Raw genomic sequence first — 14945 nt, forward strand, 5'->3', positions numbered from 1 at the left:
GGTCAGGACGTCCGCCGCCCAGTCCTTCAGCCGCACCGACCGCGGCTCGGCGGCCGCCGATCCGAACAGGCGCACAAGCTGCGCGGTGCAGGCCGCGATCACCGCCGCCTCGCCGATCTGCTGACGCCCGGCAGCGGAAAGCCCGACGAAGCCGAACAGCGCCGCCTCGCCCGCGCTGCTCGTGGCGTCGTGGATCTCGGTCATTGGGCCGACCAGGCTTTGCGCCCCTCCCGAAAGGCCGGCCTCGCGCCAGAAGCGCCTCGGATAGACGGCGAGGAACTTGGCATGGGGAGCCATCCAGGTCGGCGTCCGGCGCCACAGATCGAGCACGCCCGGAGAGGGTGCCGGATCGAGCGTCAGGCCCTGCGCGATCAGCCGGGGTGGCAGTGCCAGGATGACGTGATCGGCCCGCACCTCGCCCTCGGGCAGGGTAAGGACGACCGCATCCTCGGCCCGCGTCAGCCGCCGGACCGGCGCGCCGAGGCGGATGCGGTCGCGCGGGATCACGGCGGCCAGCGCCTGCGTAAGCGCCCCCGTCCCGCCCGCGATCCGCCAGGACGCGACGCTACCGGGATGGGGCACGCGCAAAGGTGGCTCCTGCGGATGGCGCTCGAAAAGCATCTGCCCAGCCTCATCCTGCCTCTGGCAGGCCAAGCCGAGTTCCGCCACCAGCGCGGCGATCTCGGGCTGCATGTCGGGCCAGAACCAGGACGGGCCCAAATCGAAGCCGGCACCGGGTGCGCCATCCGCCCCGACGGTCAGGATACGCCCGCCAAGGCGCGGCCGCGCTTCGTAGAGCCGGACATCCGCGCCGGCCCGCCACAGCAGCCGGGCCGCGTTCAGCCCAGCGAGCCCGGCCCCAACGACAGCGATGCGGCCTTCGGTCATGCCGCCGCACCCGGCAGGGGCAGCACATCGGCGTGTTGTAGCGGCGCATCCTTGAGCCAGACCCCCGCGCCCTCGGCCTCGGCCACCAGGGCAAGCCCGGCAGGCAGGCGCAGCCAGCTCTGTGCGGTCAGTTCCTCGCCCCCGACGCGCAGGCTGCCCGACAGCACCATCATTTCCAGCCCGCGCGGGTTGTCGCGCCGGATCGTGCCGTCCCAGGTCTCGATGCCGACCCGTTCGAACCCGTCGTCGAAGAGGACACCCTCAGCCTGTCCGGGCGGCAACGCGATCTGCGCAGTATCGCCAGCGCGGAACTGCCAGAGCCGCACGAAGATCTCGCAGCCTTCGGCAGCGGCGGGGCTGTGGCGAGTGCCCGGTGGGTTGCGGAAATAGCTCCCGGCGGGATAGTCGCCGTGCTCGTCCTGGAAGGTGCCGACCAGCACCAGGATTTCCTCGCCGCCGGTATGGACATGTTCGGGAAAGGCGCTGCCGGGGGCATAGCGTACGATCGAGGTGGCGCGGGCGACCTCGGCACCGTCGCGATAAAGCATCTTGCGCTCGACCCCCGCGGCCGGGCTAGGCACCCAATCGAGCCGGCTGCCGTGGACAACCGTCGGGCGCGTGAAATTGGTGTTGAGCTGCATGATCTGCATCCGTGTTTTGGCATGAGAAGGAAGGGCGCACCCGGTCCGGGTGCGCCCGTGGCGTTGCGGCCCTACGACCGGGGTCAGGCCAGGCCGTGCCGCGAAAAGGGCAGCTCGCGCACCGCCTGCCCGGTCGCCCGGCGCACGGCATTGGCAACGGCGGGGCCGATCGGCGGGGTGCCGGGCTCTCCGATACCGGTGGGGGCCTGGGTAGAAGGCAGGATATGCACCTCGACCTCGGGCATGTCGGTGATGCGCAGGGGCGTGTAGTCGTAGAAGTTCGACTGGTCCACTTCGCCCTCGGTCAGGGTGATCTCCTCGCGAAGGATCGCCGACAGGCCGTAGCCCAGACCGCCTTCGATCTGGGCGCGGATGTTCGAGGGGTTGATCGGTACGCCGCAATCGACCGCGCAGGTCACGCGCACGACCTTGACCTTGCCGTCCTCGCGCATCCTCACGTCGGCCACCTCGGCCACATAGGAGCCGAAACTCTTGTGCACCGCGATGCCGCGCGTCAGCCCCTCGGGCAGGGCGCCGGCCTTGTCGGCGGCCATTTCCAGAACGCCGCGCGCGCGGGGATCGGCAAGGTAGCGCAGGCGGAATTCCACCGGGTCGGCACCGGCCGCCTGTGCCAGCTCGTCCATCATCGTCTCGACGACATAGGCGGTGTGGGTATGGCCAACCGAGCGCCACCACAGCACCGGCACGCCGACGCGCGGATGATGCACGTCCGCCGTCCAGCCCGGGATCGCATAGGGCGAGCTTTCGCCCAGCCCCTCGACCGAGGAACTGTCCACCCCGTCCTTCACTGCGAAAGGCTCGAAGGCCGTTCCCAGCATTATGCCCTGACCCACTACCCGGTGCTGCCAGAAGGCTATGTTGCCTTCGGCGTCCAGTCCGGCGCGGACCCGGTGCATGTGCATCGGGCGGTAGTAGCCGCCGCGGATGTCGTCCTCGCGCGTCCACACCAGCTTGATCGGGCGCGCCTCGCCATGCGCGTCGAGCCAGGCCTTCGCCACCATCGCCGCCTCGGCGACGTAGTGGCTGTCATAGATCGCCCGCCGCCCGAACGACCCCCCGCCCCAGAGCGTGTTGATCGTCACCGCCTCGGGGGCGATGCCCAGGACCTGCGCGCCAATGTTCTGATCGAGGGTCTGGATCTGCGAGCCGGTCCAGAAGGTGGCTGCCGTGCCGTCTAAGCGGACCGTCACGTCGATCGGCTCCATCGGCGCATGGGCGAGATAGGGGAAGAAATAATCCGCCTCGATCACCTGCGCGGCTTCTCGGCCCGTGGGCTCGGCCGCGTGGAACTGCGTGCCCTCGCGGTCGAGAAGCGCCGCGTATTCGGCGCGCAGCTCCTCGGTGCCACGGTTCTCGGCCGCGCTGAAATCCCACTCGGCCACCAGCGCGTCGCGCGCCCGGATCGCAGCCCAGGTGGTTTCGGCGATGACGGTGGCGCGGTCGGGCAGGCGGATCACGTCGATCACGCCGGGCATGGCGCGGGCGGCGCTGTCGTCGAGCGTGGCAAGCGTGCCGCCGAAGCGCGGGCTGCGCAGGCTGACGGCATGGACCATGCCCTCGATCCGCGCATCCATGCCGAACATGCCCGTGCTGCCTTCCGTCTTGCGCGTCACATCGACGCGGGGGAAAGACTTGCCGATATAGACCCACTGATCGGGCGATTTAAGCGTCACCTCGCCGGGCACCGTCTGACGCGCCGCGGCCTCGGCCAGGTCGCCGAAGGTGGCGCTGTTGTTCCCGGCGCTGACCCGGCCGCCCGCCACGGTGACGACGGCAGGATCCACGCCCCAGGTCTCGGCCGCGGCGGCCACCAGCATGGCCCGCGCGGTGGCGCCCGCCTCGCGATACTGCTGCCAGGAATTGGCCATGGCAGTCGAGCCGCCGGTGCCCTGCACCCCCATCAACGTGTTGGCATAAAGCGCGGTATTGGCGGGGGCGAATTCGGTCGTGACCTGCGCGGCATCGGCATCAAGTTCCTCGGCCACCAGCGTGGCAAGCCCGGTCGCCGTGCCCTGGCCCTTGTCGAGGTGCTTGACGATCACCACCACCCTGTTGTCGGGGCGGATATGGACGAAGGGCGTGGCTAGCCCTTCGGCGGCCCCCTCGGCGGCCGCCCGCCCTACGGGCAGCGCCGCGCCCAGCATCAGCCCGCCCGCGGCACCGGCGGAAAGTTTCAGGAAGCCACGGCGCGACAGCGGCGCGGCGCGAACGGCGGGAACGGCCCCCGCGATGATCCGGTCCAGCATGGTCAGCCCTCCATGATCTCAGCGGCGCGGTGGACCGCCTTGCGGATCCGCGCATAGGTGGCGCAGCGGCAGAGGTTGCCCTCCATCGCCGCGTCGATGTCGGCGTCGGTCGGCTTCGGCGTCCCGGCCAGAAGCGCCGCGGCCGACAGGATCTGCCCGGACTGGCAATAGCCGCATTGCGGCACCTCGATCTCGACCCAGGCGGCGCGGACCGCCTTTGCGGCGGCATCGGACGCGCCCTCGATGGTGGTGATCTCCACCCCCTCCAGATCGCCCACCGCGCTCTGGCAGGACCGCGCCGGCACCCCGTCCAGATGCACCGTGCAGGCGCCGCAGGACGCCACGCCGCAGCCGAACTTGGTGCCAGTCAGGCCCAGTTCGTCGCGCAGCACCCACAGAAGCGGCGTGTCCGGCGCGGCAGATACCTCGCGCCGCGCGCCGTTGATCGTCAGCGTGATCATCATAACCTCCTTGGTCGGTTCAGCCCAGGTTCGGGGCGGTGGCCGTGAAGGCCGCATCGGCGGCCAGCTGCGTCCACCAGTCGGACATGCCCGGCACCGCCATCAGCGCGCCGCCATCCTCTGTCATCGTGGCATAGGCGACCAGCGGGCCAAGCAGATAATCAGCATAGCCCGGAGCATCCCCCGCGAGCCAGAGCGAACCGCCCCGGTTCTCGATCACAAGCCCGGCAAGGCGCACCGCGGCGTCAAGGTTCTGCCGCCGCGCATCTTCGTTCTTGCCGCCGACCAGATCAGGGAACAGGTGGTAGGCGACAAAGCCAATGATCGCGCCATAGCCGTAGTTGCCGATCAGCGCGGCCGTCTCGTCGGCCTTGGCGCGGCGCTTGGGATCGGCCGGCCACATCGCCTGATCGGGGTTGCGCGCCTCGAGATAACGGGCGATCGCCTCGGTCTCGCGCAGGCGCATCCCGTCGATGTCGAGCACCGGCACCTTGCCGAAGGGATGGCGGGCGAGGTGCTCGGGCTGGCGCGTCTCGCCGGCCAGCACGTTCACCGGAACCTGGTCGTATGCGATGCCCTTGCATGCAGCCGCCCTCCCCGAGCTGAAACGCTGCCTCTCCCTGCGACGTACCGCTGGCCGTGCCGTCTCCTCCGGAGCCAGCCCGACCAGCCGTCGCATGGTCGTGGCAACGCTGCATCTCGGCCATTCGGTAACGGTTGCTGGGGCGGGGCGGGTCGCTTCAATAGTCTCGTTTTTCCCGTGTCAGCCGGTGTTAGTCCTCGCTTTGCCGGACATGCTGTTCTGCCATCATTGACCGCAAAGGAGTTTCGACGACCGCCGGATCGCTCTGGCCAAAGCTGGCAGAGGGTCGGTGTTGGACGCGATGTAAAAAATCGCAAACTATTGGGATGCCGAAGAGGGTTGGTCCGAAATCGGGATGATCGTTCAATCATCGCGGCGAGCGCGATGTCAGGCGAAGAGCGCAAGAAGCGGTGCTACGGCCTTCTGCCAGCTGTCACGCGCTTCAAGCCGGCCGATCCAGCCCGCGATTCTGGGGAATTCGTCCAGCGAAATCCCCGCTTGGTCGCGATACATGAATGTCGTCGCCAGATAGAAGTCGGCAAGGCTGAGTGCGCCTGCAATCCAATCCTTATCGTCGAGTCCGGTTTCCAGAACGGCAAGGAACTGATCGGTGGCTTTCCGTTCCGCTTCGACCACAGTAGGATCAGGATCGCCCATGCCGAATTTCTCTTTGAGGAACAGCTCAAAGGACAACTTCTGCATCGCCGGGCCAAGGTGGATGGCTTGCCACCAGGCCCACTGATCGACGAGGGCCCGCGTCTTGAGGCCATCAGGATAGAGCCCTGCCTCGGGCCGGATCCCGGCCAGATAGGCACAGATCGCCCGGGACTCCCAGAGCACGAAATTCCCGTCCTCCAAAACAGGCACCTTTGCATTTGAATTGCGGGCAAGAAATTCCGCCGCGCGGTTGTCCCCGGCACGGATGTCGACCTCGACGATTTCGAGTTCCACGCCCAGTTCGTGCGCCACCGCCCGTACACGCAGCGCATTCGGTGAGAAGTTCGCGTTGTAAAGCCTCATGACATTTTCCAGCATTATTGTTCCTGCGGCGCCTGAAGAAGCGCCGCGCGGTTAGCGGCCAGGAAATCGGCCACCGACTGTCCGGGCTTGCCGGTGAGCGATTCGAGATCGCCGCTGGCCACATCGAGATAGCCCTGCGCGATTGCTTCGTCGAAGGAGGCAAAGACCCTCGCCATGAACTCCGGCAGTCCATTTGCGATCATCGCCTGCACCAGATCCTCGGCGGGCAGGGCGACATAGGGGATTTCCTTACCCGCAATTTCGGACAAGATCGCCGCGACCTCGGCCTGGCTGACCGTCTCCGGCCCGGTGATATCGAGGGTCTCCCTTCCCGTAGCTTTCATTAGCGCCGCGGCTGCGGCACGGGCGCAATCCGCGCGTGTCACATATCCGGTCTTGCCATCTGCTGCGGCAGAGAAATGCGTGCCCATGGCGACGCTCTGCTGGCCGCCCATCAACAGAAAGTCGGTGTACATATTGTTGCGTAGGATCGTATGATCCGCCCCACTTTCCGTGATCAGCTTCTCGGTCCCTTCGTGGTCTTGAGCGAATCCGATCGGACTTTCCGCGACCGGGCCTGCGAAGGAGGTATAGACGATGTGGTCGATACCTACCATCTTGGCCGCAGCAATCGCATTGGAATGAGCTGCGAGCCGCTTGCCCGGCTCCAGATCGTCGGTGGAGATGATGAGGAGACGCTTGCCGCCCGCGAAGGCTGCTTCAAGAGAAGCCGGGTCGTTGAAATCGCCCTCGCGCGCCTCGACTCTTTTTCCCGCCAGATCGGCAAGCTTGTCGGGAGTGCGCGAGATCGCGATGACCGGCCCGGCACCTGCCTGAACCAGCAGGTCGACCACCTGCCGGCCAAGTTGTCCGGACGCGCCGGTCACGATGAAGGGGCCGTTCTGGATGTTGGACATGGTATCTCTCTTATCTTGATGTTTCTGCAAGCGCGCTTGCGATCAATCGTGGATTTGGGTGGGGGCGGGATTCGCCAGCTTGCCGCGCGCGAAACCCCAGCTTGTGGTCAGGATTTTGATCATCACATCGACCTCTGCCTCATCGCGTGGAGCAAAGGCCATGATCGCATTGGCCGGGATGTATCCGGCCGAGGCCATCGGGTGCTGTTCGCCCCATCCCTTCGCGATGAGTTCCTCAACCGCCGCCAGCGGCAGCATCATGTGCGACGACCCGTCATAGGCGGGATGCACATGCGCAAATTCGCGTCCGATCATGAAGGCTTCGCGCGGGCCGCAGGCATGCGGCCGCGGCAGGACTAATGCTTCGGCGCCGGGGACCGAAATACCCGATCGGCAACGCTCGACGAAGGGCAGGGCGAAGGCCTTCTGCTTGAACAATGCGTGAATCTCGGCCGAGGAGTTCTGCGACACTTGCTCATGCGGGGCGCACTCGGTGGTTTCGGGGCGCGGACCCTGCCGCAAGGGAAGTTCGAAGCACATATCTGGTCCTATCCAAATCTGAACGCGCTTTCGACCGCGCCCAATACGTGATCCTCGAGGGTCTTTTCCCCCCGATCCGCAAGCGCGGCGCCGGCCACGACGTGCAATGGAATTAGATGTTCCTCGCGCGGATTGGCGTCGCGTGCGCCGGGTGCCCGATCCCAAGCAGCCAGCATGGCGCGGCGCGCCCCGGGGTCTTCATGGGTCACCGCACCCGTGAGCCATCGGTCAAAGTCGCCGCCGTTCACCGGGCCATCGGGTCCGCCCCTCATCGCCCGCATCATCTTGCCCATGTTGTGATAGGTGTTGCCGGACCCGATGATCAGAACACCTTCGTCTCGCAAGGGCGCCAACGCGCGACCAGCAGCAAGATGCGCCTCAGCGTCGAGATCGTCGCGCAGGCTCAGTTGGACGGTAGGTATGTCGGCCTCAGGCAAAGCCACCTTTAGCGGAACAAACACCCCATGATCGAAGCCACGCGTAGCGTCGGCCCGGGTTTCAAAACCCGCGCCGTTCTTCAATAGCTCGCTTGCACGGGCCGCCAGCGTAGGATCGCCTGGCGCGGGCCAGGTCAGCTGATAAGTATGGGGGGGAAACCCCTGATAGTCGAACAGCAGCGGCGGCGCGGAGTTGGTCTGCACGGTAAACACCCGTTCCTCCCAATGGCCTGAGATCACGAGAAGCGCCTTGGGCTTTGCCGGCAGGCTCGCAGGCAAAGCCTCAAGGAATCTGCGGTGCCTGTCCCAGGTGTCAGGCGGGTTCCAGTCCATGAAGAAGCAAGGGCCGCCTCCATGGGGAACAAACACTGTCGGCTGCCTTTCGGTCATTCTGTCGTCCTTTTGAACCCCAAGCCCGAGGGTGGATGGCCAGCGCCGTGGCAACTCCGCATCGGATTAATTCGTCTCTGTCGGAAACGTCGGCGCATATGCCGACTTTACCGCACGCACGCGATTGGCTGTCATCCACGAGGCGATCAGGAGCACCCAGGTCGCAAGAGCCGGTGGCCAGCCTGGATCGCCCGCGCCGACATGCGCCCCGAACGCCAACACCAGATGCCAGAACATCGCCGCGTAAGCCCAGTCCGCCAGCATCGCCGAAGGGCGCCAGAGAATCACCACCGCGCCGACAATCTTCAAAATCGCGAGCGGCCAGATGATGTATGTGGGATAGCCCAACACCTCGCGATACATGCCCGCGACCATATCGTGGGATGAGATGTAGAAAGTCGCCGCACCCAGATAGACCAGCGCCACAAGGCCGGTCGCGATCCAGTAGACATACTTTGCCACGTTGTCACTCATCACCGCACTCCCTGTTTGCAAGGGCTTGTTCAGCCGCAGTTTCCGCTCTAAGTACCTTTAGGTGTCTTGCATTGTTCGTGAAAGTAGGCACTTAAAAGTAACTAGATTACTTTAACCGCGAGGATAATCCACGATGAAGAGCGTCCAGCCCCCCTTATGCCCGATGGAGGCGCTTCTGCGTGTCATTACAGGCCCTTGGACGATCTATATACTCTGGGTTCTGTCCGAGCAGGGACCGCAGCGTTTCGGCGCGCTCAAGCGTTTGGTGCCCGGAATTTCCACTCGCGTTCTGACCGAGAGGCTGAGAATGCTGGAACATGCTGGCGTTGTTTGGCGCGAGCAGGCCATGACCATCCCACCCGCTGTCACATACGGACTGACTGAGCGCGGCGCGGAACTGCGCGGCGTGCTGGACAAGCTTGGCTCGATCGCACGCCGCTGGGAGGCCGAGGGTGCCTTTGTCGGGACCGCAAGCGCGGCAGAATGACGGTACCCCTCCTGTTCGCGGGATAATCCCGCGCCCGAGAACAACTCAGGCAGAATCAGACCCGAAGCTCATGACGAATTGAAAACGGCGCTAGAAAAAGCCGCCAAGCGGCGCTTGGTGGGGTAGATCCGCACAGCTTTACGCTTTGCTGCTAAATCAACTTCTATCTACTATACTCACTAGACGGTACAGTAAAGCTTGTAACCGCCTAGTCCTGCCTGGGATAGAGAGAACGAGATGCGCGAGAGAAAGTTGGCCGACGTCATGGTTGGTGCGCGCGAGGTCTTCTTCCGATGCGGTTATGAAGGAGCCACGGTCGATGCGATTGCCGCCGAGGGAAAAGTGTCGAAGGCAACCATGTATTCGTATTACCCGACCAAGGAGCAACTGTTCCTGAGCGTGGTTGAATCCGAGTGCGGTCGGCTTGCGGACGAAATCCTCCGGCCCTTGACCGCGTCTTTGGAGCCGCGCGCCCGGTTGGAAGAACTCGCCCTGCGCATGGTCGACCTCATCTTGGACGACACCTACATCCGTCTCCTGCGAACGTGCATCGGCGCCTCCGAGGCGCTTCCCGAAGTGGGTGAGGTGTATTTTCGCGCAGGCCCGAAACCGGCCCGCGAACTCGTCGGGCGGGTTCTGGAGCGCCTTACGCGCGAAGGCGCGCTCGATGTCGATGACGCCCGGCGCGCGTCCGATCACTTCATACACCTTTGCGTTTCGGGGCTACTTATGCCGCGCCTTCTCGCAGTGAAACGACCAGTCCACCGCGAGAAACATGCGCGCGAAGCGGTCGCTGCATTCCTGCGACTTTACGGTAGCGGCCACAGAGACAAATTTTCAGATTGAGCTCGCTTGCCAAATACGGGGCAGCGCATTAGTTCGCCCAATGACTTAACCGACCGGACGGTACAGGGTGACTGCACAAGTGGAAAAGCAACCGAAGAACGCCTCGCCAAAGATTCTCGGCGCTGCGCGGGCGATTGCGCTGCGAGAAGGCGCGGGAAAGATCACGATCGACGCCGTCGCTCGGGAATCCGGCCTCAGCAAGGGTGGGGTGTTGTACAACTTCCCCACCAAGAAAGCGCTTCTGGCCGGGCTGCTCGACGAAATGCTCGCGGAGCACCGCGAACGTCTGGCGTCGGTCCCGGAAGGGCACAGTTCCCGCACCCTGCGCGGTCATCTCGAGACAGTTCTGCAAGCCAGAAGCACCGATGATGACCTTTCGATGGCTATTCTCGCGGTTTCGGCGTCGGATCCGAATCTTCTGGACCCGCTGAGAAGAGAGCTGTCCCGTGATGTCGAGCGCATCCGTTCGGACGCGCAGGACGACACTGCGGCGATGGTTCTCTTTTTGGCGATCCAGGGTCTTCGTTTCCAGAGGCTCCTTCGCCTCGCGGATGGTGATGCCGATCAGCAAGACGCCGCCATCGACAGATTGTGGGACATGATAAATGAGCTTGAATAGAACCAGATACTTCCTAGGAGGTGCCGCTGGATTGGTCGCCCTCCTTCTCGCCATTGTCCTTCTTGTGCAATTCAACCCGGACATCGCATCCAAGGTCTTCGCGCAGACTACGGATGAGGTTTCCGGTGCCGATGCGCAAGGAAGCGCCGAGCAAGATATGGCCCAGCCGGTCACGGTCGAAGTATCGCGTGCCGAGCTTCGCGATAGCGATAGAGCGCGCAGCCTGGCAGGCCGCGTGGAGCCCGCCCGGACCGTGGATATCGCCTTTCAGGTTTCGGGTCAGCTTTCCGACCTCACGGTAGATGCCGGGACTCGGGTTGAGAAAGGCGATTTAATTGCCGCGCTCGACCCAGTCGATTTCGAATTGGCCGTGGATCGGGCGCAGGCCTCTTTCGACCTCGCAAAATCCGAATACGATCGTGCGTTGAGTCTGACCGAGAAAGGGGTGGCGACCGACGCCCGACTTGAAACGAACCGCGCGCAGCTTGCTCAGGCAGAAGTCGCCCTGCGTGAAGCGGAGCGACGCTTGGCTCAAGCCACGATCACCGCGCCCTTCGACGCCATTGTCGCGCGCATCTTTCTGGAGGAGTTTTCGAACGTCACCCCTGCGGCTCCGATTGCCAGGTTGCAGGACATCAGTGAAATGCGGGTGCGGATTTCGCTGCCCGAGGAACTCGCTGCGATGGCACGGGCCCAGCCCGATGCATTCAGGGTAACCGCCTCTTTCCCCGCCGTGCCGGGGTATGACGCAACTCTGTATCTGCGGACATTCGTGACCGATGCAGACCCCACAGCCCAAACCTATGACGTAGAGTTTGCAATCGAGGGCGCCATCGACCCGAGATTGCTGCCCGGAATGACGGCGAATGTGCGCGTAGCCGCCGCCGCGGAGGGTGCGCAATCGCGGTTGGTAGTCGTCCCGGTCTCGGCGATCGACACGACGAGCCGGAGCGAGCCGTCCATCTGGCTGTATGACGAGGGGACCGGCCGGGTGTCCCGTAAGACGATCCGCCTGGGGCTGCCGAACGACGACGAAATCGTCGTGCTTGAGGGGCTCTCCGGAGACGAACTGGTTGTGTCCGGCGGGTGGTGGCGCCTGAAGGAAAACGAAACAGTCGCGGTTCGCGGCCTCTGAACGATCCTGGACCGGAAAACCGAAACCATGACAATGAGTATTTCCCGCGCAAGCATCCGACGTCCGGTCGCCGTTTGGCTGGCAATTATCTTTTGCCTTCTCGGCGGTTTGTGGGGGCTGAACACGGTCGGACGCCTCGAAGACCCGAGTTTCACGCTCAAGACGGCGCTCGTTTTCGTGCCCTATCCGGGCGCGACGGCGATGGAGGTGGAAGAGGAAGTCACCGATGTCGTGGAAAGCGCACTCCAACAGATGAAGCAGCTCGACCGGGTGGAATCGAAATCCATGCCGGGCATGGCCCAGATCACGGTCGAGATCGAGATGACCTATGGGCCCGACGAGATCCCACAGGTCTGGGACGAAATGCGCCGCCGCATCCGCGACATCGAAAGAGAGTTCCCCTCCGGTGCGCAGTCTCCGATCATCAATGACGATTTCGGCGACGTCTACGGCATGTTCTACGCTGTGACGGCCGATGGGTTGAGCGCCTCGGAACAGCGAGACCTCGCGACTAAACTGCGGCGCGGCTTTGTCACCGTCGACGGGGTGGCCAAGATCGAGGTTCAGGGGCTGGCGGAAGAGGAGATCATCATCTCGGTCCCTTCGGCGCGCCTGACCGAACTGGGGCTGCCACCGGACCAGATCCTCGGTATCATCGCCGACGAGAACCAGGTTTTCTCCAACGGCGAGATCAGCGAAGGGCTGTCTCGGCTAGGTGTGTCCGTTCCGCCGGGTTATGTCAGCGTCGAGGGCATTGAGGCGCTGCGGCTCGGCGCCCCCGGAGAGGTCGGGCAGATTGCGCTCTACGACATCGCCCGCGTGGTCCGAGAGGAGACAGAGCGGCCGAGCCAGATCGTGCGTCACAATGGCACGCGAGCTTTCACTCTTGGGGTCTCGGCGCTCGTGGACCGCAACGTTGTCGAGGTCGGCAGATCGGTCGAGGCACGACTGGACCAACTGAAGACCGAATTGCCGGACGGCGTCGAGATCGTACCGATCTATGAACAGCATAAGGTCGTCGACGAAGCGGTCTCGAGCTTTCTTGTCAGCCTCGGTCAATCCGTGGCCATCGTCATCGGGGCGCTGATGCTGACCATGGGTTGGCGCGCGGGTCTGGTGGTGGGTGCCACGCTGGGCCTAACGGTGTTTTCCACGCTGTTTTTCATGTCTGTCTTCGGCATCGAGATGGAACGGATCAGTCTTGGGGCGCTGATCATCGCTATGGGTATGCTGGTCGACAACGCCATCGTGATCGCCGAAGGCATGCTGATTGGCATGGCACGGGGCAAGTCCGCCGAAGACGCCGCCGCCGATACCGAGACCGCGACATCATTTCCTCTGCTTGGGGCTACCGTGATCGGGATCATGGCGTTCTCTGGAATTGGACTGTCGCCAGATGCCACCGGCGAATTTCTGTTTTCGCTTTTCGCGGTTATCGCGATTTCGTTGCTGATGAGCTGGATCCTCGCCGTGACCGTTACACCCTATCTTGGGAAGCTCCTTCTGAAGGCGCCAAAAAACACCTCCAAGGACCCCTATCGCGGCTTCGTCTATTCGGCCTACCGCGGTTTCCTCAGGCTGGCGCTGCGCGCCCGTGTGCTCGTCGTCCTGACGATCGTCGGAATCACGGTCTGGTCGGTCATGGCCTTTGGTCAGGTCAAACAGGCTTTTTTTCCGGCGTCGAACACCCCGATATTCTACGTCGAATTCCAGATGCCGCAAGGCACGGACATTCGAGTCACGAATGAAGAAATCGCTCGGCTGGAGGCGATCATCTTAGGCGAGGAGATCGTGACGGACGTGACGACGCTTGTCGGGCGAGGGGCCAGCCGCTTCATGCTGACCTACAACCCTGAGCAGGCCGATGCGAGCTACGGTCAGCTGATCGTGCGTGCGACCGATGCCACACTCATCCCCGATGTTGCGGCGCGTCTCAATCGTGAACTGCCGGCGCAATTCCCCAATGCTCTTATCCGCGTCGAGGAGATCGTCTTCGGTCCGCCTGCCGGGGCCGATGTCGCCGTCCGGTTTTCCGGACCCGATCCAGTTGTCCTCCGGCAGCTATCGGATAACGCGCTTGCGATCTTCGACGAGGCCGGCACGATCACAAACCCGCGCACAGACTGGCGGCAGCGCGAAATTCTCGTCGAACCCATCGTCGACGAGGCTCGCATGCGGTTGGCCGGTGCGACTCGCGGATCGATTTCCGACACCGTGCAATACGGCACCTCGGGCCTGCGGGTGGGCACCCTGCGCGAAGGCGATGCCGAAATCCCTATGTATCTGCGGCTTCCCGAGGTCGAGCGCGACGGGCTGGACCGTTTGCGCGACCTCTCGGTCTGGTCGCCGGGGGCAAATGATTATGTGCCGATGGCCAACCTCGTCTCCAGCTTTGAGCCCCGCCTCGTCGAGGCGCTGATCCACCGGCGCGACCGGGCGCGAACGATCACGGCTCTTGGCGGCGCGCGACCGGATCTGACTGCGAACGAAGCCTTCAACAGCGTGCGCGACGAGATCGAAGCGATGCGGCTCCCCGACGGCTATTCGATGGAGTGGGGTGGCGAATACGAAAGCCAGCAGATGGCCAACGAAAGTCTCGGCAAGCAGCTTCCGATCAGCCTCATTGTGATGCTGACGATCTCGATCCTGATGTTCAACAAGGTGCGCCAGCCGCTGATATTGTGGCTCGTCGTACCGATGTCGGTCACAGGCATGGTTCTCGGTCTGCTGTTCACGGGGCTCCCGTTCACGTTCACGGCGCTTCTCGGCTTCTTGTCCCTTTCCGGGATGCTGATGAAGAACGCCATTGTGCTGGTGGAAGAAATCGATCAGCAACGCGCCGAAGATGTCGAGGACTATCAGGCGGTGATCGATGGCTCGGTCAGCCGTTTGAGGCCCGTCGTGCTGGCTGCGGGCACAACGATTTTCGGTATGATTCCGCTCATATCAGACGCCTTCTTCGCATCGATGGCTGTCACAATCATGGGTGGCCTCGCGTTCGCCTCGATCCTGACACTGGTCGCGGTGCCGGTATTGTATGCGCTGTTCTTCTTGATCAAGCCGCCTAAACAAGAAAACGCTCCTTCAGGTTCCCCAGCGACAGCCTGAACGCAGATGCAGTTATAAGCGCTTCTCTGAGCGCCCTCGACCCGTCTTAAGGACGTGACCTGCCCCCCGCGAAATCCCTCATCATGATGTAGAGTCTGCCCAACCTTGAAGGAGCAGACGAATGCGAAAGAG

General features: G+C 63.7%; 15 protein-coding genes. 5 read left to right on the top strand and 10 right to left on the bottom strand.

The window, feature by feature from the left end:
- The 10 genes from CVM52_RS17865 to CVM52_RS17915 all read right to left on the bottom strand — a co-directional run.
- Positions 1 to 888, bottom strand: an 888-nt coding sequence (locus CVM52_RS17865) for a flavin monoamine oxidase family protein (protein WP_133119892.1), incomplete at its 3' end; no start/stop codon positions are given.
- On the bottom strand, positions 885 to 1529 hold the full coding sequence (locus CVM52_RS17875; protein ID WP_027264287.1) for a cupin domain-containing protein: 645 nt from the start codon (positions 1527 to 1529) through the stop codon (positions 885 to 887). The genes CVM52_RS17865 and CVM52_RS17875, both read right to left, overlap by 4 nt.
- Positions 1530 to 1612: 83 nt before the next feature.
- Complete coding sequence (locus CVM52_RS17880; protein WP_027264288.1) at positions 1613 to 3796, bottom strand: xanthine dehydrogenase family protein molybdopterin-binding subunit; 2184 nt, start codon at positions 3794 to 3796, stop codon at positions 1613 to 1615.
- Positions 3797 to 3798: 2 nt separating this feature from the next.
- A complete protein-coding gene (locus CVM52_RS17885; RefSeq protein WP_027264289.1) occupies positions 3799 to 4257 on the bottom strand; it encodes a (2Fe-2S)-binding protein in 459 nt (152 codons plus the stop codon).
- 19 nt (positions 4258 to 4276) lie between these two features.
- The gene (locus CVM52_RS17890; protein ID WP_081710583.1) at positions 4277 to 4936 is read right to left on the bottom strand and encodes a glutathione S-transferase family protein; all 660 of its coding nucleotides are present in this window, start codon (positions 4934 to 4936) and stop codon (positions 4277 to 4279) included.
- A 291-nt stretch (positions 4937 to 5227) separates the two neighbouring features.
- A complete protein-coding gene (locus CVM52_RS17895) occupies positions 5228 to 5875 on the bottom strand; it encodes a glutathione S-transferase family protein (RefSeq protein ID WP_051372683.1) in 648 nt (215 codons plus the stop codon).
- Complete coding sequence (locus CVM52_RS17900) at positions 5875 to 6777, bottom strand: SDR family oxidoreductase (RefSeq protein WP_027264291.1); 903 nt, start codon at positions 6775 to 6777, stop codon at positions 5875 to 5877. The genes CVM52_RS17895 and CVM52_RS17900 overlap by 1 nt, the downstream gene beginning before the upstream one ends.
- 42 nt (positions 6778 to 6819) lie before the next feature.
- A complete protein-coding gene (locus CVM52_RS17905) occupies positions 6820 to 7317 on the bottom strand; it encodes a luciferase domain-containing protein (RefSeq protein ID WP_036051542.1) in 498 nt (165 codons plus the stop codon).
- 8 nt (positions 7318 to 7325) lie between these two features.
- On the bottom strand, positions 7326 to 8144 hold the full coding sequence (locus CVM52_RS17910; RefSeq protein WP_027264292.1) for a DODA-type extradiol aromatic ring-opening family dioxygenase: 819 nt from the start codon (positions 8142 to 8144) through the stop codon (positions 7326 to 7328).
- Positions 8145 to 8210: 66 nt separating this feature from the next.
- On the bottom strand, positions 8211 to 8618 hold the full coding sequence (locus tag CVM52_RS17915) for a DoxX family protein (protein WP_036051544.1): 408 nt from the start codon (positions 8616 to 8618) through the stop codon (positions 8211 to 8213).
- 133 nt (positions 8619 to 8751) lie between these two features.
- Between CVM52_RS17915 and CVM52_RS17920 the strand changes: the two genes are divergently transcribed.
- The 5 genes from CVM52_RS17920 to CVM52_RS17940 all read left to right on the top strand — a co-directional run bounded on the left by CVM52_RS17920 (position 8752) and on the right by CVM52_RS17940 (position 14813).
- Positions 8752 to 9105 carry a winged helix-turn-helix transcriptional regulator gene (locus CVM52_RS17920; RefSeq protein ID WP_027264294.1) on the top strand — a complete coding sequence of 118 codons (354 nt, stop codon included), beginning with the start codon at positions 8752 to 8754 and terminating at the stop codon, positions 9103 to 9105.
- Between the two features lie 237 nt (positions 9106 to 9342).
- Positions 9343 to 9951 (top strand): TetR/AcrR family transcriptional regulator, encoded by a 609-nt coding sequence (locus CVM52_RS17925; protein ID WP_036051549.1) that lies wholly within the window; start codon positions 9343 to 9345, stop codon positions 9949 to 9951.
- Positions 9952 to 10018: 67 nt separating this feature from the next.
- The gene (locus CVM52_RS17930) at positions 10019 to 10570 is read left to right on the top strand and encodes a TetR/AcrR family transcriptional regulator (RefSeq protein ID WP_027264295.1); all 552 of its coding nucleotides are present in this window, start codon (positions 10019 to 10021) and stop codon (positions 10568 to 10570) included.
- Positions 10571 to 10601: 31 nt separating this feature from the next.
- Positions 10602 to 11705, top strand: a complete 1104-nt coding sequence (locus CVM52_RS17935) for an efflux RND transporter periplasmic adaptor subunit (protein WP_237267656.1) — start codon at positions 10602 to 10604, stop codon at positions 11703 to 11705.
- A 27-nt stretch (positions 11706 to 11732) separates the two neighbouring features.
- Positions 11733 to 14813, top strand: coding sequence for an efflux RND transporter permease subunit (locus CVM52_RS17940; RefSeq protein WP_027264297.1), 3081 nt, complete (start codon positions 11733 to 11735; stop codon positions 14811 to 14813).
- Positions 14814 to 14945 lie beyond the last annotated feature (132 nt).

The organism is Pseudooceanicola lipolyticus (assembly GCF_002786325.1).
GTDB lineage: Bacteria > Pseudomonadota > Alphaproteobacteria > Rhodobacterales > Rhodobacteraceae > Pseudooceanicola_C > Pseudooceanicola_C lipolyticus.